This window comes from Collinsella aerofaciens, assembly GCF_001404695.1.
In the GTDB taxonomy this organism is placed as follows: Bacteria; Actinomycetota; Coriobacteriia; order Coriobacteriales; family Coriobacteriaceae; genus Collinsella; species Collinsella aerofaciens_E.
Genome location: NZ_CZAQ01000002.1, coordinates 64,133 through 80,755, shown reverse-complemented (window position 1 = coordinate 80,755; position 16,623 = coordinate 64,133). Strand labels below are relative to the sequence as shown.

The 16,623-nt window shown below is 58.9% G+C and carries 19 protein-coding genes, 3 tRNA genes and 1 pseudogene; 9 read left to right on the top strand and 14 right to left on the bottom strand.

Going from position 1 to position 16,623, the window contains the following annotated elements:
* Positions 1–14: 14 nt before the first annotated feature.
* Positions 15–1,355 carry a DNA-binding protein gene (locus AQ996_RS01210; protein WP_055250319.1) on the bottom strand — a complete coding sequence of 447 codons (1,341 nt, stop codon included), beginning with the start codon at positions 1,353–1,355 and terminating at the stop codon, positions 15–17.
* 224 nt (positions 1,356–1,579) lie between these two features.
* Between AQ996_RS01210 and AQ996_RS01205 the strand changes: the two genes are divergently transcribed.
* A tRNA-Thr gene (locus AQ996_RS01205) sits at positions 1,580–1,654 on the top strand.
* Between the two features lie 148 nt (positions 1,655–1,802).
* Here the strand turns inward: AQ996_RS01205 and AQ996_RS01200 are convergent.
* The gene (locus tag AQ996_RS01200) at positions 1,803–2,993 is read right to left on the bottom strand and encodes a hypothetical protein (protein ID WP_055250317.1); all 1,191 of its coding nucleotides are present in this window, start codon (positions 2,991–2,993) and stop codon (positions 1,803–1,805) included.
* A 118-nt stretch (positions 2,994–3,111) separates the two neighbouring features.
* Here AQ996_RS01200 and AQ996_RS01195 point away from each other — a divergent pair, with 118 nt between their 5' ends.
* Both AQ996_RS01195 and AQ996_RS01190 read left to right on the top strand, forming a co-directional pair.
* Positions 3,112–3,360: a helix-turn-helix domain-containing protein gene (locus AQ996_RS01195; protein WP_055250316.1), complete on the top strand. Its 249-nt coding sequence runs from the start codon at positions 3,112–3,114 to the stop codon at positions 3,358–3,360.
* Positions 3,350–3,616, top strand: coding sequence for a hypothetical protein (locus tag AQ996_RS01190; RefSeq protein WP_055250313.1), 267 nt, complete (start codon positions 3,350–3,352; stop codon positions 3,614–3,616). The genes AQ996_RS01195 and AQ996_RS01190 overlap by 11 nt, the downstream gene beginning before the upstream one ends.
* 117 nt (positions 3,617–3,733) lie before the next feature.
* Here the strand turns inward: AQ996_RS01190 and AQ996_RS10220 are convergent.
* From AQ996_RS10220 to AQ996_RS01175, 5 genes and pseudogenes are all read right to left on the bottom strand, one after another.
* A pseudogene (locus AQ996_RS10220) lies at positions 3,734–3,808 on the bottom strand (hypothetical protein); the annotation flags it as partial.
* Positions 3,809–3,912: 104 nt separating this feature from the next.
* Complete coding sequence (locus AQ996_RS10045) at positions 3,913–4,044, bottom strand: hypothetical protein (RefSeq protein ID WP_252204688.1); 132 nt, start codon at positions 4,042–4,044, stop codon at positions 3,913–3,915.
* A 23-nt stretch (positions 4,045–4,067) separates the two neighbouring features.
* A complete protein-coding gene (locus tag AQ996_RS10040; RefSeq protein WP_253274576.1) occupies positions 4,068–4,322 on the bottom strand; it encodes a phage integrase N-terminal SAM-like domain-containing protein in 255 nt (84 codons plus the stop codon).
* A gap of 856 nt (positions 4,323–5,178) precedes the next feature.
* A complete protein-coding gene (locus tag AQ996_RS09995; protein WP_055250306.1) occupies positions 5,179–6,375 on the bottom strand; it encodes a hypothetical protein in 1,197 nt (398 codons plus the stop codon).
* Positions 6,376–6,411: 36 nt separating this feature from the next.
* On the bottom strand, positions 6,412–6,819 hold the full coding sequence (locus AQ996_RS01175) for a hypothetical protein (RefSeq protein ID WP_148315792.1): 408 nt from the start codon (positions 6,817–6,819) through the stop codon (positions 6,412–6,414).
* Between the two features lie 322 nt (positions 6,820–7,141).
* Between AQ996_RS01175 and AQ996_RS01170 the strand changes: the two genes are divergently transcribed.
* On the top strand, positions 7,142–7,372 hold the full coding sequence (locus AQ996_RS01170) for a helix-turn-helix domain-containing protein (protein WP_055250302.1): 231 nt from the start codon (positions 7,142–7,144) through the stop codon (positions 7,370–7,372).
* Between the two features lie 62 nt (positions 7,373–7,434).
* Here the strand turns inward: AQ996_RS01170 and AQ996_RS09720 are convergent, their stop codons facing one another.
* Complete coding sequence (locus tag AQ996_RS09720; protein WP_156333776.1) at positions 7,435–7,584, bottom strand: hypothetical protein; 150 nt, start codon at positions 7,582–7,584, stop codon at positions 7,435–7,437.
* Between the two features lie 318 nt (positions 7,585–7,902).
* Between AQ996_RS09720 and AQ996_RS09895 the strand changes: the two genes are divergently transcribed.
* From AQ996_RS09895 to tnpA, 3 genes are all read left to right on the top strand, one after another.
* Positions 7,903–8,202 (top strand): DUF2958 domain-containing protein, encoded by a 300-nt coding sequence (locus tag AQ996_RS09895; RefSeq protein ID WP_055250300.1) that lies wholly within the window; start codon positions 7,903–7,905, stop codon positions 8,200–8,202.
* A 4-nt stretch (positions 8,203–8,206) separates the two neighbouring features.
* Positions 8,207–8,809 (top strand): hypothetical protein, encoded by a 603-nt coding sequence (locus AQ996_RS01160; RefSeq protein WP_055250298.1) that lies wholly within the window; start codon positions 8,207–8,209, stop codon positions 8,807–8,809.
* Between the two features lie 188 nt (positions 8,810–8,997).
* Positions 8,998–9,456 carry an IS200/IS605 family transposase gene (tnpA, locus tag AQ996_RS01155; protein ID WP_055250296.1) on the top strand — a complete coding sequence of 153 codons (459 nt, stop codon included), beginning with the start codon at positions 8,998–9,000 and terminating at the stop codon, positions 9,454–9,456.
* Positions 9,457–9,821: 365 nt separating this feature from the next.
* Here tnpA and AQ996_RS01150 read toward each other — a convergent pair whose 3' ends face one another.
* The 6 genes from AQ996_RS01150 to AQ996_RS01130 form a co-directional block, all read right to left on the bottom strand.
* Complete coding sequence (locus AQ996_RS01150) at positions 9,822–11,780, bottom strand: type IV secretory system conjugative DNA transfer family protein (RefSeq protein ID WP_055250293.1); 1,959 nt, start codon at positions 11,778–11,780, stop codon at positions 9,822–9,824.
* Positions 11,777–13,132, bottom strand: a complete 1,356-nt coding sequence (locus AQ996_RS01145; RefSeq protein ID WP_055250291.1) for a hypothetical protein — start codon at positions 13,130–13,132, stop codon at positions 11,777–11,779. The genes AQ996_RS01150 and AQ996_RS01145 overlap by 4 nt, the downstream gene beginning before the upstream one ends.
* Entirely contained in the window at positions 13,125–13,586 is a 462-nt protein-coding gene (locus tag AQ996_RS01140) for a hypothetical protein (RefSeq protein ID WP_055250289.1), read from the bottom strand. Before AQ996_RS01140 ends, AQ996_RS01145 begins: the two co-directional genes overlap by 8 nt.
* Before the next feature lie 46 nt (positions 13,587–13,632).
* Complete coding sequence (locus tag AQ996_RS09715; protein WP_156333775.1) at positions 13,633–13,791, bottom strand: hypothetical protein; 159 nt, start codon at positions 13,789–13,791, stop codon at positions 13,633–13,635.
* A 43-nt stretch (positions 13,792–13,834) separates the two neighbouring features.
* Positions 13,835–14,041 carry a helix-turn-helix domain-containing protein gene (locus AQ996_RS01135; protein ID WP_055250287.1) on the bottom strand — a complete coding sequence of 69 codons (207 nt, stop codon included), beginning with the start codon at positions 14,039–14,041 and terminating at the stop codon, positions 13,835–13,837.
* 174 nt (positions 14,042–14,215) lie between these two features.
* On the bottom strand, positions 14,216–15,442 hold the full coding sequence (locus AQ996_RS01130) for a tyrosine-type recombinase/integrase (RefSeq protein WP_055250286.1): 1,227 nt from the start codon (positions 15,440–15,442) through the stop codon (positions 14,216–14,218).
* Positions 15,443–16,452: 1,010 nt separating this feature from the next.
* Here AQ996_RS01130 and AQ996_RS01125 point away from each other — a divergent pair.
* Together AQ996_RS01125 and AQ996_RS01120 are read left to right on the top strand one after the other, a co-directional pair.
* Positions 16,453–16,534 (top strand) — tRNA-Tyr (locus tag AQ996_RS01125).
* A gap of 10 nt (positions 16,535–16,544) precedes the next feature.
* Positions 16,545–16,620, top strand: a tRNA-Thr gene (locus AQ996_RS01120).
* Positions 16,621–16,623 lie beyond the last annotated feature (3 nt).

Genomic DNA, 16,623 nt, shown 5'->3' with positions numbered 1-16,623 from the left:
GCAATGCTGCCTCGCTAACTCCATTCAGCGATGTCGATCATTCTTTCGAGGCGCCACGTTAGCGCCTCTTTTAGATATGGCAGCCTTGCCGTGAGCGCGTCGTTTCTGGAAAGAATCTCGATTGCCTCGTCAACGAAGCCTTCGAGTTTGTCGCAGTCAAACCAGCCCATGTCCTCGACGAGCAACATTTGTTTGGCGGGGCTTGAATGAAATTGTGCGCTGGTAAAACTGTGCTCTCCCGCCCTAAGCTCCTCTAGTGATATGTTGCACCAGAGCGATGAGCCCGAATCGAAGATGGGGGCAGGTCTGCAAGCTTGCGTGTTTACGTTTCGCACGAGGCCGAAGTTGCGCCAATGACGATCGTAGTTGGCAATGATGTCATCACATACGATCATGCGGTCAAGGGCATCCTTGACGCCTGTCACCCCGAGCTCCTCGCAGTTTGCTACATATCGCTCGTAGTCGGTTAGCCGTTCATCTGCGTTTGCGTGCTGGTTTACATAGAACGCAGGGACATACTCTTCTTCATCAGTTAAGAAGACATCGCATGTGCTCAGGGCGGAAGTGCCCGTGCCCTCGAGCGAGTAAGGCACACAATCGCAGGCGTTTAGGATGCGACTGTGGAGCGCGGTCGCCACCAGCTCGTTATAAGGTTCCTGGTCCAGGTGCGCTCCTGCCTTATGCAGAATTCGACGTTCGCCCTCGCACGTCCAGTACTTTTGAAGATTGCCGTCCGAGGTGTTATCGGGCTTTGCGGCAGCCGCTTTTCCCTCTGGGGCAAAGGGTGCAATGGACAGCGAGACGTCATCAAAGGCGTTATTGAAGAAGTTGATATCCTCCCAGGTGAGACCGGAACCTTGGGGCCTAATCCAATACTGGTCGGATAAGGAGAGGCCGAGATTTCGCTGGACGAGTTCATCGGGAACATCGACTGCGGCTTCTGCAAGCAGGGAGGCTAGCCCAATGCGTGCGAGCGGGATACCGCGGCCGCGCCACCAGATGCGGAAGGAGTCTAGCGATATGGGGCTATTAGGGCCAAATACTCCAATAGGGGCGTGGGCGTAATCGATGTCGGCACCGATGTGGGTAAAGTCTTTTCGCGATGTACTGTAGACCAGCTGAGCGACTTCGTACGTGCGGTTCATGAGGGTGAACGCGATCTCGCTCTTACCGTGGCCGCGGCGGGGACGTCCCCCCGTTTTGGTCACAGAGCGGAGTCGCGTGTCGACGCTGTCTTTGTCGATGAGCCATACACCAGAAGCCTTGCGGGCCTCAAGTGCTCCGTTTTTTATGAGCTCCTGCACCCTGCGCGGAGTGATGCCGAGCAGCTCGGCGGCTTCTTTGGTAGTAAGCATCGCGAAACCCTTCGCCAGAACGAATAGTTTTATATATAGCAATTGTAATTAAAACTATTCGTTCTGGCGAATGGTTTTAAGATTGAGGGCGCACTGACAGAAATGAACGGGCCTGGTACGCGTTGTCGCTGGATTTTGCATATTTGTATAACGCCGTGCGGCCTGTTGCGCCCCGTCCGCAATTCCTTTATTCTTAACTCGCTTCGCGTGAAAGCGCCAAGTGTGCCAGTGTGGCGCAACGGTAGCGCAACTGATTTGTAATCAGTGGGTTGCAGGTTCGATTCCTGTCACTGGCTCCATGAAAGAAAAAGCAGGTCAGAGGGTATTTTCCTCTGGCCTGCTTTCTTTTATATCGCCGCCGTGTGCAATGGGCTGTGCAACGATGTGTGCAATAAAACGGGTTTTTGATCCTATGTCGAATTATTAAAATTCATAGTTTCGCCATTATTATTGGTCGAGCCCGTCCATTTTCCGGGCGACTTTATCCATCTGATCGTTGCTGATCTTTTTATCATTTTTGCGTCGAATACGCTGTTCGTGCGCTTTGCAGCAATAGCCATTTTTGTCACGAGCGTTGTTTCGCTCTTTGAACCGGTCTTCGTTCGCGTCTTCTTGCTTGACGTAGGCCCTCATTTTCTGCTGGCGGATTTTGTACGGTCGCCCGCATTCTCGGCAAGTGTTCCAGGAGAAATGGCTTTCAAGGGTTTCTAGTAGTTGTATCGCCCAAGCTCTTGTTAGGCTTCCGTAAATCGGGTTTTGGCCGTTTAAATTCCGGTTGACCATTCGACGTAAAGTTTGCTCTTGAATGAAGGTATGGGGTTCTGGCTGAGGGTTAATAGCGAGGTCGATGAATGTTGCCAGGGCAACTTCTATTGTCTTGAATTGATTGCTCACCCATATCTTGGTTCCTTCGTCCATTTCAAATGTTCCGGGTTTGGCTACTGCTAACTGGGACTTAGACGCGTCGAACATCTGGAGCGCCATACGTAGCTGCGAAAATCTGTTTTCAATAATCTCCTTGTTTTGGGAGATGCATACTTGATGCAGAACATAGTCGTATGCACGGTCACCGTAAGCTGCTTTGCCTGTGAATAGAAGCGTAGCTAATTGCATGAATGCCATCGTTGTAACGAGATCGTCCAACAGTATGACCTGTTCCTTCTTGTATCTAATATCTTCGATTAAGTTTGCGACTTCTGTTCCCTGAGAGCGCCCCTTATCTTTGAAGTTATTAAACAAGGCGCACTCGGGGTTTAGGCTGATTTCAGAACACCTTTCTGATGCATTCAATGCGTCGTACCAAATATCTAGGCCATCTTGCTCCGGTTTATCGGAGAAGACGTCATTTGAAGTAAAACGCTTTTCAACACGCTCTGATTGCCCCGCGTATGGGGTGACGGGAAGTCCATACCGCTCGACAAATTGAATGATTTTCTTTGGATCTGTCAGATCTACGTCTAAAAGGGTCCCGGTGGAGAAGCCCGAGGGGATGCCGTAGGCCGTCGAATGGGGTTTACAGATAAGCGCGGGGCGTTCCATTCCAAAAATATCTAAATTTTTCTCTCGACATGAGGGCAACATCCACGGTTTGATTTCGGCTGCTATAGGTGCCGGTACTTCGATTGCGGGGTGACTCATAGCTCTCTCCTTAGCGCTGTCAACCGAATTTCACGTTCCATTCGTATCGTATATACGACATCATCCGTTGTAAAGCGTAGTGTGTGAATTGCATTCGAACTAAACGAAAGGAGTCTAAATGAACGGTATGGATTCGCAGAAACGAGACGCGATCGCGCGTAAAGCGTGGTACCAGGCAATCGTCAAGCTGCCATCCGCATACGTCACCTCGCGAGATATCGCCAAGTTGCTGAATGTCTGTAAGACCAAATCTATACAGATTCTTAAGGCGGCCGGCGGCGTGAAGATTGCCGGCGTCTGGCGCGTGGACAAGGCCGATCTGATCTTATACCTGGCTTCTATGGAAGAAGGCAACGATGTGTTCTAAGACAATCGCCGAGGCCTTGGCAGATGCGTTGCCCGTCGACGGTACGCGCGGTTGCGCTGCGCACGCCGTCGGCGCGTGCCGTGCAACCGAGCGTACCGTCGACCGTGGCAACACTGCAACAACTTCAAGCGAGGAGGACCGGATGGACGTGACGAACATTATGGATGTTGATCCATCCTCCGCTCCCATCCTCGATATCAAGACGGTCATTAGTACTGGGGAGTACAAGCGACTGGCGGGAAAACACGACATCTAAGTTAGATATCTGAGGTGGGATGCTTTGACGTTGCGCTGGTCGACCATTGCATACCTTAATGTGGTATCTATTTTTATGGCCAAGGAGCACCTGGACTTGTTCGATGGGCATGCCTTTGTCGATTGCCTTTGTGGCAAGCGTTCTTCTGAACTTATGAGAGTGGACCCTTCCTAAATCAAGCTCGCGCTCCAGTTTCTAAGCAACGCCTCGACGCCGCCAATTTACAGTCTCTCGTGCGGCTCCTTGCTCGACACGAAGAGGGCTTCCGGGCTGCCCATTCGGGTAGACAGGTAATTCTAAATATGGACTTTAGTCTTTGCATCAAAATAGACGATGCGGTTCTTATTGCCCTTTCCGTGTATGATGCACTCCCGATTGATGGTGTCGATGGAGTTCCTGTCCAACGAGACGAGTTCGCCTACGCGCATGCCGGTAGAGCGCAACAGGTCGATCAGGGCAAGGTTTCAGGGCAACCCGCAGTTATCGCAAAGAATCTCGCGACTTTGTCGCCATACGTTTCCCTTATGGGTTGCGGAGCCTTGACTCTTTTAATGCGTCTGACCGGACTTTCGATGATATGGTCTTCGTCTTCGATCCATGAGTAGAAGCTTGAGATGATTCTTCGGACGTTGTTGACGGTGACGTGAGTGACGCCGGCTTTTTGCTGATAGTTGGAAAGATAGGATCTAATTTCTTCGGTTCCCAAGTCGCAAACTGGCGCATCGAAAGATTCAAGCTTTTTTTGATGGTGGCTTCGTAGTAGCAGATGGTTCTATCCGAGCAGCCTTCGAGGCGTTTTGCAGACATAAATAGATCTAGGAATGATTCGCTTTCAAACTCGCAGCCGTCTTCAGCTAGCTGGCTTTCATCGAAAGGGCAGTGCGATATAACTTTTTCGAGTTGGCGGCTCTGCCGTGTGGTCAGGTAGGGGAGCATGAAGCGGGTAATTTCTCTGGCTGTTTTCGCGAGATCCATAGAGACGTCCTCCCTCGCACGGTGTGTGATGCTATTTTCCTTTGTTCACTCGTGCGTTACGGAGGGAATGCCGGGTGGCACCTCCGCTACGCCGCGTCAAGGGGGCCCATGAGACCCCGCACAAACCTCCGCTCCGCTCCGGTTGGTGGAGGTCGTCGTGGACCTCCCTTGACCCGCCTTCGCTCCGGTGCGGCTTTGCCCGCAGGGGCGAGATACTAAGGGCCATGTGCCCGGAACGGAGGAAGACATGTGAGAACAGATGATGAGGGAGATTGCGGAGGGGCTGCCGTCTGCATAGGGTTCGGCGAGGTGGAGAGCATCGACTGCGAGGGCGGCCGGGCCGTGTATATCACCGGAGGGGAGTGGGCTTCACCAAAAGAGTGTGGGCGTATCAATGGCACGTACACACCGGTTTTTTTTGGGACGCCTCGCATCATCCTCGCACCCTTGCGTTCCAAGGGGCTGCTGCCCCTTGGAACCTTGCCTGAGACGGCTCGGGGGCGACGGGTTTTGAGATTTATGCGCTTGCCGCCGCCGGATTTCAGTCTGGCATATAAGCGCTCTGACTCGGAATTCGGTGGCGGACGCTACTTCGTGGCACCGCAGGAAGAGCACTTGTACCCGGTGGTCACGGTCTCGTCCCATGCCTTGCTCACCAGCACTTGCTCGTCCCATGCTGCTTCGTCGGTCACAGTTTCAGAATACCCTTGCTTTACAGTCACATAGATAGAGTGATAGCTTCCGCAATTACCACCATTCATAAGAGAGTTGTTAATATGTCCCCATGGGTCTGACGTAATATCCGCACCGCACTGGTTGCAGATATAGTGTTCCTCCGTTACCGGGTCATGCCATACCTGATGCGTCACCGCGTCATGGTGGACGGTCTTGTACTGAGCGTCGTGATGGACGGTCTTTGTCTGGGCTACCCAGTTGTGCTGATGCGCCGTGGTGTCATCCTTCTTTGATGAGCCGCCCGAACTGGAACCGGAGCTGGAGTTTCCGCTACCTCCGCTCGGCTTGCTGTCCGACTTATTTCCAGAGCCGTTGTTTCCGCTATCGTTCTTGGAACCGGAATCGTTCTTCTTGTTGTCGGAGGTCTCCGGGGTCTTCGCGTCAGACTTGTCCTCCTTGGCCGTCTCCTGCGCCTTTTCGCTCTCCTTCTCGACGGCATCCGCGTCGGCGTTCGGGTTCTTCTTGATGTTGTCCTCGAACTTCTTCGCGACCGCCGCGCCCTTGTCTCCGGTCAGGGTGGAATCGCCCTTCTTCACGGCTGCTGCAACGTCCTTGGCGATGGCAGTCAGGTCATCCTTCGTCAGCTTGCCCGCATCCACCTTTTCGAGCGTGATGACGGTACCGTTCGTTTTCTTGTCATCTTTCCCGGCTTTGACCTTACTGGACGCTGCCTTATAGGTAGAGCCGTCCGCGTTCACCGGCGGGATGAGGGTGACGCTGTAGGTACCGGACTCGCCGATCTCTACGGTCACCTGCTTGTTCGCGGCGATGGCGGTGTAGAAGTCTACTTCCCCGTCCGCATCCTCTATATGGGCGATAATGGGCGTGGAAGTGTCCGCATCCCAGCCGTCAGCTTTTACCTCAAGGGTAAGTACCATGTCCTGTTTCTCATCGTCCTTTGACTGGGACACCGCAGGGGCATTGGAATCTCCCGTCCAGCTGGCATGTGAGATGGCGTAAGCCCCGCCGCCGATGAGAAGCGCCGCACAGAGGATTCCCGCACCAGCCACGCAGACCTGCTTACGGGAGAACTCGCGTCCGAAGAGCATAAGCGGTTTCCTTTCTTCTTTTCCTCTGCACCCCCGCTATGCGTTCGCGTCAAGCTGACGCTTGAGATTCGATACCTTCAACCACTGGAGAAGGAAGGCAAAGGGCGCAAATGCAGCCGGGATGGAAAGAAAAAGTGTCGCTATGAGGAGCAGTCCGAGAGCGTTGCCCCAAACGAACAGCCTTGAGCGCTTGATTGCACGCCATGCGGCAATGTAGCCAGCAGGTACCGTGCCGACATAGAACCCGGTAAAGGCTGTTGCAGCCAGCAGGACGGGAACGAGTGCAACGATTCCAATTGCACCCGTCTGAGTTATCAGGGCAGGGGAATTAACGAGAAGCAAAAGGAAAACAACTACCGCCGTTATCGCCCCGACGATATAGAGGAACTTCTTCATCAAATCGAAGACTCGTTTTTCCTCATCATATTCGGCGCGAATCGCCATAGCGTTGTCTTGGTATATCGGGTGTTGATAGGTTCGCATGGTATGACCTTCTTTCTAATGTTCTGTATGCAAGTTCTTTAGAAGTTGCAGTTGCCTGTCCGGGCGGAGTCCTCGACCAAAGGGTTTTGCGATATATGCATAGTCGCTGGGGAAGTCCAATGAGAGCATATCGTCCGTCACTTTCGGAATCTCCGTATCCACCATGGTTCCTTTCTGGTTGCAATGCCCCAATATTTGCATTGTATTTCAAATTGTCACTTATATAGGTGTGACTTATATAGGGTTGGCCTGAATCATTGACACCGGTGGATAGGAGGTGCCGATGACTGAGCTTGACCCCAAGATGCGCGTGGGGCTTCGCATTAAGGAGCTGAGGGGCGAGCTCGGCATGAGCCAAGAGGCCTTCGCATACTCCATCGAGATGTCTCGCACCTATTTCGCCGAAGTCGAGACAGGCAAGCGAAACGTGTCTATCGAGAATATCGAGCGCATCGCAGGCGGGCTTGGCGTCTCTCTGAGAGGGTTTTTCGATTCAGATCTGTTCGATGGTTAGTTCGGCTGCCGGCTTCTGACGTCATTTAAAAGTGCCCCGGTGGTAATCGCCGGGGTACTTTTCTAAAGAGGGGATTCGGCGGCGGCTGCTTCAGCGCGGATGCGCTGTTCGGCCTCTTCGAGGTCCCTGATAATCCTTCTCAGCGCCATGCAGCAAAAGAGCATCGACTCATGAAGGCAGGCGAGCTCGTAAACGATATCCTCGAGTTCCATATGGCTCCTATCGAAAAGTGAATAGCGTCTCTAATGGTTCCGATGCTGGACGTGGGCTGCCGGCGTCCGCCGCGAATCGGCCTCGGCCCCGCGGCCGGGTGGCACCTCCGCTACGCCGCGTCAAGGGGGCCCATGAGACCCCGCACAAACCTCCGCTCCGCTCCGGTTGGTGGAGGTCGTCACGGACCTCCCTTGACCCGTCTTCGCTCCGGTGCGGCTTTGCAGGGAGCAAAGCCGACGACGACGCGCGGCGTCGCCATTCGGCTTTGCCCGCAGGGGCGAGATGTTGAGGGCCACGTGCCCGGAACGGAGGAAGACATGCAGCAGCTGATGACCGAGGAAATCGCCAAGACGGCGCCGAGGCTCTACGGGCAGGACGGGGCGGAGGACCCCACGGTCTACGCCCACTACTTCTCGTGCGTGAACGGATGGGACTGGTGGCTGCTCGAGTTCGACGGAACGGACGAGGCGTTCGGCCTCGTCGAGGGCTACGACGACGAGCTCGGCTACTTCAGCATCAAGGAGATGGCCGAGCTGAACCGCCAGATGGGGTTCGCCGCCGTCGAGCGCGACGAGCACTTCTCCCCGAAGCCGCTCAGCGCCGTCAGGAGGAGGTAGCCGCATGGTCACGGTCGAGTTCGACTCCATGGGCGAGGCGGTCCGCCTCGCCCTCGTGGCCGGGGAGTACGCGGGCGGCGGCCTGGCCGTCCTCCTCCTCGACGCCACGGACCCGCGCTCCGAGGGCTACATGGCCGAGTGGGGCGTGCTCACGGCGAACGTGCCGGCGGCGGCCGAGTGGTGCCGCGGACGCGGCAACATCGCCATCGACGCCGACGTGCCCGCGGCGCTCCTCGAGGCGCTCGAGGCCGCCGGCTTGCTCCGCATGGCCGGCCGCTCGGCGGCGTCCGGGATGGCCCGCTACCCGCTTGTCACGGTCGCCGGGCACGCCCTCGACGGCATGGGCGGCCTGCCCGAGACCCTCGAGGAGGCTCTCGGCTCGACAGTCGTCGTCGAGTACGAGTCGGGCGGCGACGGCGGCGCGTTCGAGGTGGGGACCGCGCCGGCGGGCTCGGCCGAGCTCGAGCGCCTCATCGCCGTCGCGAGGTCCGAGGCCGACGCGCTGGCGCTCGCCGGCGGATGGGCCGCCGTCCGGGTCGGTTTCGGGGACGCCGAGACCATCGACTGCGAGACGGGCCGGACGGTCTACGTCGCAGAGCGAAATTGAGAGGAGCGGGAGCGCGGTCCAGATGGGCCGCGCTTTTCGTTCAAGACTTTAGTCTGCTGGCCGCGCAGCGGCCAGCTTTAAACCACCCGCTACGCGGGTGGAGACAAACGGCTTTACAAAGCCACCCCTCCGACCGATATTGACGATTGTTCAGGCCGTCAAGAATTCGAGTCGAAGGGGTGGTCGCCATGGCCCAGAAGGCCTACAGCCTTTCCCACACGAAGTGGATGTGCAAGTACCACATCGTGTTCACGCCGAAGTATAGGCGCAAAGTGATCTACAACCAAATCAGGAGCGACATAGGGGAGATCCTCAGGAAGCTGTGCGAGTACAAGGGGATCGAGATAATCGAGGGGCACCTGATGCCCGACCACGTGCACGTGCTGCTGGCGATCCCGCCGAAGTACAGCGTCGCGAGCGTCATGGGCTACCTGAAGGGGAAGAGCTCGCTGATGATATTCGACAGGCACGCCAACCTCAAGTACAAGTTCGGCAACAGGAAGTTCTGGGCGGAGGGCTACTACGTGTCCACCGTCGGCCTGAACGAGGCGACGATCGCCAAGTACATCAGGGAGCAGGAGTCCCACGACATCGCGCTGGACAAGCTGAGCGTGAAGGAGTACGAGGACCCCTTCAAGAGGAGGTGATCCTGCCGGTTCGACCGGCGCGCCACGGGTCAAGATGCACTAGGCCTGGACGAAGTCCGGGCCCGCGCCTTTAGACGCGAGCCCGGGGCCCGTGGGTTATACCCTAAGAGCAAACCACCCTTTTTAAGGGTGGTTCTGATTGCAGAGAATACGGAACTCCCACCGTCCAAGTGCCTTGGACGGTGGGAGCAGGATAAGGGCGCACTACGGGCGCCCGGGATTTTGCGGCGCAACTCGGCGTGCCGAGTTCGTTTCCGCTGGCAGCGTGGGCAGATAAAACGAAAGACCGCCGCGGCCCGCCGTCATACGCGCCTCGCGTGGCGTAGGACGGCGGACCGTTTTCGCAGACAGGGCCGTATGACGCATCAGAACCCGTCGGGCGCGGCGGACACCTTGCGCTTCCTGCTGCTGGATGGAGACCCCTTGGGCTTTTTCGGCTTCTCCGGGATGCGCCATACCGGTGCCGGGGCGGCGTTGCGAGCCTCCCCCTCGAGCGCCCGCGCGAGCAGCGCGCCCTCGGCCTCCGGCGACGTCATGCCGAGCAGCGGCCCCAGGAACGTCTCGGTGATGTCGCGGCTGGCGAGCGCCATCGGGCCCTCAGCGTCGATCACGAGCGCGCCGTTCTCGCGCGCGCTCCAGGCCATGAGCTCCGACGGGGTGATCAGCGGCCGCCGCGCCACGGAGAACGACTTTCCGGACGAGGAGCTCTGCGTCCCCTTGGTGGAGCTCTGCCCGGTCGTCTTGACGCTGTAGTCGCCGAGTCGCTTGCTGATCTCCTCCGCCTCGCCGACGGACTCTACCGAGAGGACGACCTGGGTGCCGAGCAGCGCCAGCAGCGCGTCCGACTCCGCCCTGGAGTAGCCGCACCGGGCCTCGAGCAGGCGGGTGTTCTGGAGCACGAAGACGACGTGCAGTCCGATGCTCCGGACCTCGGCGAGGTCGCCGAGGGGGCGGGGGACCTTGGGGATCCCGGACCCCTCGTCGATGGCGAGCAGGGTCTCGGCCGGCAGCCTGCCGCCCGACAGGCGCGCGGTCTCGCGCAGCGCCGACAGCGCCTGGGAGAAGATGCACGAGACGAGCGCGCCGCGGTCCCCTCGGTCCGTCGCGCTGGCGATGTAGAGGATGGTGGGCTTGCGCCCGACCGATGCGAGATCGACCTCGCCGTCCCAGAGCATTCGGCTGACGTCGTCGTCGCAGAAGGACATGAGGTAGTTGCGCGCGGTGGAGACGAGGGCCTCCCCTCCGCCGCCGTTCGACGAGGCGACGAGGAGGAACTGGCGCGCCGGGTTTCCCGCCGGCAGGTCCGCGGCGAGCTCCTCCAGCGACTTCACGGCGCTCTTCCCGTCGCGGGGTTCCAGGAGCGCGAGCACGGTCGAGAGGTTCCGCGCGCCGTCGGGGATCCGCCCGTCCGTTATCGCGAGCAGGCAGAGGCCGGTCAGCAGGTTGCGGCTGGCGTCCGTGAAGAACCTCTGGCCCGAGGAGAAGGCGTCGGGCACGATAGCGGAAGACAGCTCGCGGAGCTCGGCCACAGCGCCTGCGACGCCCTCGGTCCCGAGTGCCGCGATGGCGCGGTCGAGAGGGTTGAACCTAGCCGACTTGACGGGCTCGTCGAGCCGGATGGCGACGACCTCCATCCCGGCCCTCCTGGCGAGTGGCTCGGTCCATGCGCGGATCTCGGACTTCGGGTCGTGGACGATGACGGATGTCGGGATCCCGTGGGCGTTGCGGTCGATCGCCGCGGCTATCGATGGTGCCAGAGCGCGCCTGGTCTTGCCGGCGTTGCTGCCCGCACGTATCAGGCTGTGGACGGCGGGGACCGTCGCCAGGCCGTCACCGACGGAGCCCGCCACGATCACTCCCTTTGCGGCCTCGCGGCCGTCCCATACGGGGCACCTCCTCGCGACCCTGGAGGGCCTCGATTCGAGCCAGGCGTCCCCGTGCGTGCGCGTGGGCGCGCGGTCGCCGGCGAACGTCCCGTCGTGGAGTCTCGCCCATGAGCGGGCCCAAGAAACGAGGCCGAGGATGAGGACGGCCGTCGCGACGAGGGCGAGCGCCGCGAGCAGCTCGCCTGCCTCGCCCGACGCCGCCGCGTCGGCGGCCGCCTCGAGGGGGCCGCGGAAGACGTAGGCGGGCTCGGGGCCCGGGTCGGCCGTGGGCAGCCGCAGCAGGGCGGAGAGGCCCGAGACGAGGGATAGAGTCCACCACCTGGCGTAGTCCCAGGCGCTGGCGGTCGCGGCACAAGCTATGACGGCGGCGACGCCGTGGGCCGCGAGCGTGCCGGCGAGCTCCCTTCTCATGTCGCGGTTGAAGGATTTCGGTTTCATCTCGTGATCGTCCTCTCTATCCTGTTTGCTATCTTCAGCGCGGGGACGCTCGACGGCCCGGTGCCGCCGGAGGCGAGGACCCTCAGGGTCGCGGCGATGAGTTTCAGCGCCCTCTCGCCGGCCTCGTCTCCCATGTCGCGTCCTCTGTCGTCCCGTGTGGCTTCCCTGGCGACCAGGGTCGCCATCGCGGCGGCGCGCCCTAGGGCGGTGCCTGCCGACGGGGCGTGCCTGAATGCCCGGTCCGCCGTGGGACACCCCCTGAGGTCTGCCGGCTCGAGGGTCCGGCCGCGTGCGGCCTTTCGCGCGATCCTTTCGAGGCGCGTCTTCGGGATGCAGGCCCGGGCCTCGGTGGCGAGTCCGGCTTCCCGCCGCCTCTCCGTCGCGGGGCCGGTTTGGGGCGCGGCGCGTCGTGTCGGCACCTCCTCGCGAGCCGGCGTTCTGTCCGGGACTATGACCCGCAGCGCTGCGTTCTCGCACCGGAGGCCGAGGTCGGTGGCCGCCTTGTGGACGTAGGTGTCCCGCACCTCCCCGGTCAGGCACTTGAGACAGGCGCACCTCTCGACCGCCTTCCTGTGGCGGTCCAGCGCGCCGGCGAGCTCGGGGGAGTCGGATGCCGCCCGGTCGAGGGCCTCCCTCAGCGCGGCGGAGGCCTCCGGGTGGAAACGCCTGAGGTGGGCGGCCTCGATCCTTCCGTCCGGCGGCAGCTTGATATCGAAGCGGTTCCGGTCGATGCGGGCGACGGCGTCCAGCGCGGCCTCCCTCGCGAGGTCGCGCTCGATGTAGGCCTCCCGCAGCAGCGGCGCCATGGCCTTCGAGGAGATCTCGAGCCGCGCCGCCTCCATCTTCCGCTTGGGGAGCAGCGCGTCCCACTCGCCCGCGTGGTCGACCGTGAGGATGTGGACGTGGTGGCTCGTGCCGTTGACATGCATCGCCGCGTAGAACTCCACGCGGCTCTCGGGCACACCGGTCATCTCGGAGAAGAGCCTCGGCCACTCGGAGCGCACCAGCGCCTGCCAGGCGTCCAGGCGGTCGAGGCCGGCGGCTGGGGCGATGTCGTTCGGGACCGTGACGACGGTGGTGAGCACCGCACCGCCGTTTTGGGCGATGGCACGTCTGGCTTCTGCCACGGCGACCGGGCCGTCCGCGCCCCAGAGGCCGCCCGTCGAGCCGGTCCTGTTCGCGGCGTAGGCGGCCAGGCCGTCCACGCCGAGCCTCCTGCCGTCCGCCTCGCTTACCTCGATGACGACGCCGCGGCGGGTGCCGGCGTATGCCGCCAGGCCTGCGGCGGTCGCCCTCGCGGACGCTCCCGCGCGGACGACGGAGTGGTTGACGATGACGGGTGGGCTAGCCATCGGCGCGCTCGCGCGCGTGGAGCTTCACCTCGTCGATCTTGCCGAGGCCCGCGCGGCTGAGCTCGCCGGCCTGCGCGAGGTAGTTCTTCCAGATGTCCGCGACGGGGACGTCGTCGAGCGAGGCGTAGGAGGCCTTGAGGACGTCTGCCGACATGAGGCCGGCCATGATGGCGGCAGTCATGGGGCGCGAGAGGACCGCGGCGATGCGGTCCTCGGCGGCGTCGAGCTTGCGCTCGATGTCGAGTGCGGCGACGTCCATGCGCGCGTCGACGACGCCGCGGATGAAGCCCGCGACCTCGTTGCCGTAGAGGTCGAGCTCCTCCGCGGCGAGCGCCGAGCGCAGGAGAGAGCGGATCTCGTCGCTGACGTTGGAGTTGTCGAGCTCCGCCCGCGTCTTGAGGGCGGTGTAGAGCTTGTGGTCGATTTTTACGCTGATGGTTTTGGTTTCGTCCATAGGGTCTCCTCATAAAAACAGGGGGCCGTTTGGCCCCCTGTGGTGTCTATTCGTCTTCCGTGTGTGTAATCGGATAGCCTTTTGGCGCTTTAGCCGCCGGCAAGGGCGTATATGCGATGAGCTCGTTTTTCATTCGGACGGCATCGAAATCAATCAACTCTGCAATTAGTTCAATGGGTCCGGCGCTGGATTTGTTAATGCCCATGTTTGCTCCGAGCTCAGTTGGTCTTAGCCGGCGCTCGCTACATTCAGTTGACGCCGATGTAGCTAAGAACGCTGTCGCGATTGATGCGCCACAGCTTCCCGCACTTCACGGCTTTGAACGTTCCGTTCTGGCAGAGCCTGTAGACGGAGCGGTCGCTGATACCGAGCAGGTGGGCGACAGGCATCGGATCAACGATGTCTGGCATCGTGCGAAAAGCATCAAGAGTGATGCGTTTGCTCTCAACTTCCATTTCGACCTCCTTTCTGTCTGCTGCCGTCTCTTTGAGATCTAGTCTGGAGCGTCTTGGGCGACGGATTCAAAAACGCGGTCATGGCGGACGATACGGACCCGATGGACTGAAATGACTTACTACGGGAAGGTATAGGAAAGGCCGCGATGCAGTATCGCGGCCTTCGATTAGGTCCTATCCAGCTTTTGGATACAATGAAGCGCTCTTATAAAGGCGTCCTAGGGCGTTCATTGCCGATGCAGTTGCCTTCGGGTCGGCGCTGGCGTATCTATCTAGGGTCATGGAGGCTTTGGAGTGACCCATCAGACTTGCGAGCGTTCTTGGGTCTACGCCGTTGGCGACAGCGTATGTTGCGAAGCTGTGTCTTAGGTCATGGAAGGTCACCGTGTTTCTATTTAATACTCCATGAAGGTTTAGCGCCTTGGAGAGCGCACGCCAGGCGTCATTGACCCTGGGCGGCTTGAGGAACGAGCCGTCGGGAAAGCCCAGCACGAACATCTCCCCGCTGAATTCAGTCCCAAGCCTGGTACATTCTTCTTCCGTGTTTCGCTTGCGCGCGGCTAGATCGTGCATGAGGTCCTCCGGGCAATTCGGAATTGTCCGTCTACTGCTGACGCTTTTGGGACCTTTGATGTAGAACTCGGTGTCGGTGTGCCCGATTGCGGCTTCCACGCGAATCGAGGAATGGGAAAAGTCGACACATTTCCACTTCAGGGCGCAAAGTTCACCTCGGCGGAGTCCTGTATACAGGGCGATTTTCGCGGCTAGAATTGCCGGGACATCTATGGATGCGTTGAGGGTGTTTATGACGCGCACCCTTTCCCTTCCGGTAAGTGAATTCGGTCGTCCGTAGTCGGCATCCTCGTTCTTGGGAACCTTGGCCCATGCGGCAACATTTTCCGAAACTAGCTTTTTCCTTAGCCCGTATTTCAATGAGCCCCTCAACAGCCTAAGGGAATTGCATGCAGTTGACCTCGCGTGCTTCTTCGCCATTACGCTGACCCATTCCTGAACGTCTTCTTCAGTCAGGTCCTCTAGGGGGATGCTGCCAATATAAGGTTCGATGTTTCGGCGGAGCATGCCTGAATAGCCGGTTGCGGTTGAACGCGCGATGTCGGCGCACTCCATTGTTATATAGCTAGACACTAGTTCGGCGACTGAAATCGAGCTCGTTGGTTTCATTGCCTCGGCTTCCGCTTCTGCATTCAGGTGAGCGCGGATGGCCTCGGCTTCCACCATTGCAGCATCACGATGTTTATGGCTTCGACCTTTATCGCGGCCTCGATGCTCAAGAAGTTGGGTCTTCTTGCGCCAGGCTCCATCCTCGAAGTAGGGGAACTGCGCGCGCCAGCGGTCGCTCATGTACTTATATATAGATGAGGTAGCGTATTTCTCTTCCATTGTTCCTCCGTGTGCAATCACGTGTGCAATGACTGTGCAATTTGACTGTTTCGGAGACGTCTCAAGTGAGACTATAGGCGGAAAATGAAAGAAAAACGCGAGGTCACGGTCGGCATAGTCGCAGATGAACGCTAATAAACGATAAGGAAACCGATGTAATCAGTGGGTTGCAGGTTCGATTCCTGTCACTGGCTCCATGAGAGTTTCGGGCTCTGTTTCCTTGTGGGACAGGGCCCGTTTCTATTTATGTCGATAAGTCAGCGTGTTTGGCGCCAACCAAGCTTCAGGTTTGTCTCGATCCGTAACACGAGTGGGCTGAAGACCCTCCTTATAGTTACAGATCGAAACATTGCCAAGGGAAGGCCGATAACATCTCGATCCGTAACACGAAGAGGCTGAAAACCGTTCTTGCTGTTACAGAATGAGACGTAAGCGGGGGTTTCTGCGAAACATCTCGATCTGTAACAGATAGGGGAGGAATAACCCTCTTACTGTTACCGGTCGAGACATAGGCCGGGGCGAGGTTGGTCATCGTCATCGAGCGTGGATTATCGGACACACGAGCGTGGAAAATCTTCCGCCTAGTGAATGAGCGTGGATAATCTGCCACTTTGGATTCGATGGCACGGCAAAGTGGGAGATTATCCACGCTCGACTTCAAACGGAAGAAAATCCACGCTCGATTTTGCCTGGGAAGAGCAATCTTCTGTCTGGGCAGCCCCGATCTCGACCTATATATAGGTGCAAATAAGCTGGTATCGAAGTTCGATACTGAAGGTGTACTCCACTACAGCAAAGTGTTACCTTGGGAAACGTCACCTCAGTATCCAAAACCACTGTCCTTCATATCCAAACTCAATAAAACCGCAGGTCACGGCTATATAGATACGCCCGGCACCGTGTATCTAGAGGTTTTCGTTGACAGCCCCCAAGGTGGCATCGTATTATCTTCTTCGTTCGCGGGGGCGGCGGTCCAAAAGACCAAAGGACCTGCGGATACTTGAACGATTGGGAGTTTGCCCGAGTGGTTAATGGGGACGGGCTGTAAACCCGTTGGCTCTGCCTACATAGGTTCGAATCCTATAGCTCCCACCCGTCAAGTGCCTGTATAGCTCAGTCGGTAGAGCACTTCGTTGGTAACGAAGAGGTCACCAGTTCAAGTCTGGTTGCAGGCTCCATCC

Coding starts and splice junctions, on each gene's coding strand:
- tnpA (WP_055250296.1), top strand. CDS start 8,998: ATGGCCCAGAAGGCCTACAGCCTTTCCCACACGAAGTGGATGTGCAAG.
- AQ996_RS10045 (WP_252204688.1), bottom strand. CDS start 4,044: ATGCGCGTAGGCGAACTCGTCTCGTTGGACAGGAACTCCATCGACACC.
- AQ996_RS01190 (WP_055250313.1), top strand. CDS start 3,350: ATGTGTTCTAAGACAATCGCCGAGGCCTTGGCAGATGCGTTGCCCGTC.
- AQ996_RS09720 (WP_156333776.1), bottom strand. CDS start 7,584: ATGGAACTCGAGGATATCGTTTACGAGCTCGCCTGCCTTCATGAGTCG.
- AQ996_RS01195 (WP_055250316.1), top strand. CDS start 3,112: ATGAACGGTATGGATTCGCAGAAACGAGACGCGATCGCGCGTAAAGCG.
- AQ996_RS01130 (WP_055250286.1), bottom strand. CDS start 15,442: ATGGAAGAGAAATACGCTACCTCATCTATATATAAGTACATGAGCGAC.
- AQ996_RS09715 (WP_156333775.1), bottom strand. CDS start 13,791: ATGGGCATTAACAAATCCAGCGCCGGACCCATTGAACTAATTGCAGAG.
- AQ996_RS09995 (WP_055250306.1), bottom strand. CDS start 6,375: ATGCTCTTCGGACGCGAGTTCTCCCGTAAGCAGGTCTGCGTGGCTGGT.
- AQ996_RS01210 (WP_055250319.1), bottom strand. CDS start 1,355: ATGCTTACTACCAAAGAAGCCGCCGAGCTGCTCGGCATCACTCCGCGC.
- AQ996_RS01175 (WP_148315792.1), bottom strand. CDS start 6,819: ATGGCGATTCGCGCCGAATATGATGAGGAAAAACGAGTCTTCGATTTG.
- AQ996_RS01160 (WP_055250298.1), top strand. CDS start 8,207: ATGGTCACGGTCGAGTTCGACTCCATGGGCGAGGCGGTCCGCCTCGCC.
- AQ996_RS01140 (WP_055250289.1), bottom strand. CDS start 13,586: ATGGACGAAACCAAAACCATCAGCGTAAAAATCGACCACAAGCTCTAC.
- AQ996_RS01200 (WP_055250317.1), bottom strand. CDS start 2,993: ATGAGTCACCCCGCAATCGAAGTACCGGCACCTATAGCAGCCGAAATC.
- AQ996_RS01170 (WP_055250302.1), top strand. CDS start 7,142: ATGACTGAGCTTGACCCCAAGATGCGCGTGGGGCTTCGCATTAAGGAG.
- AQ996_RS01150 (WP_055250293.1), bottom strand. CDS start 11,780: ATGAAACCGAAATCCTTCAACCGCGACATGAGAAGGGAGCTCGCCGGC.
- AQ996_RS01145 (WP_055250291.1), bottom strand. CDS start 13,132: ATGGCTAGCCCACCCGTCATCGTCAACCACTCCGTCGTCCGCGCGGGA.
- AQ996_RS01135 (WP_055250287.1), bottom strand. CDS start 14,041: ATGGAAGTTGAGAGCAAACGCATCACTCTTGATGCTTTTCGCACGATG.
- AQ996_RS09895 (WP_055250300.1), top strand. CDS start 7,903: ATGCAGCAGCTGATGACCGAGGAAATCGCCAAGACGGCGCCGAGGCTC.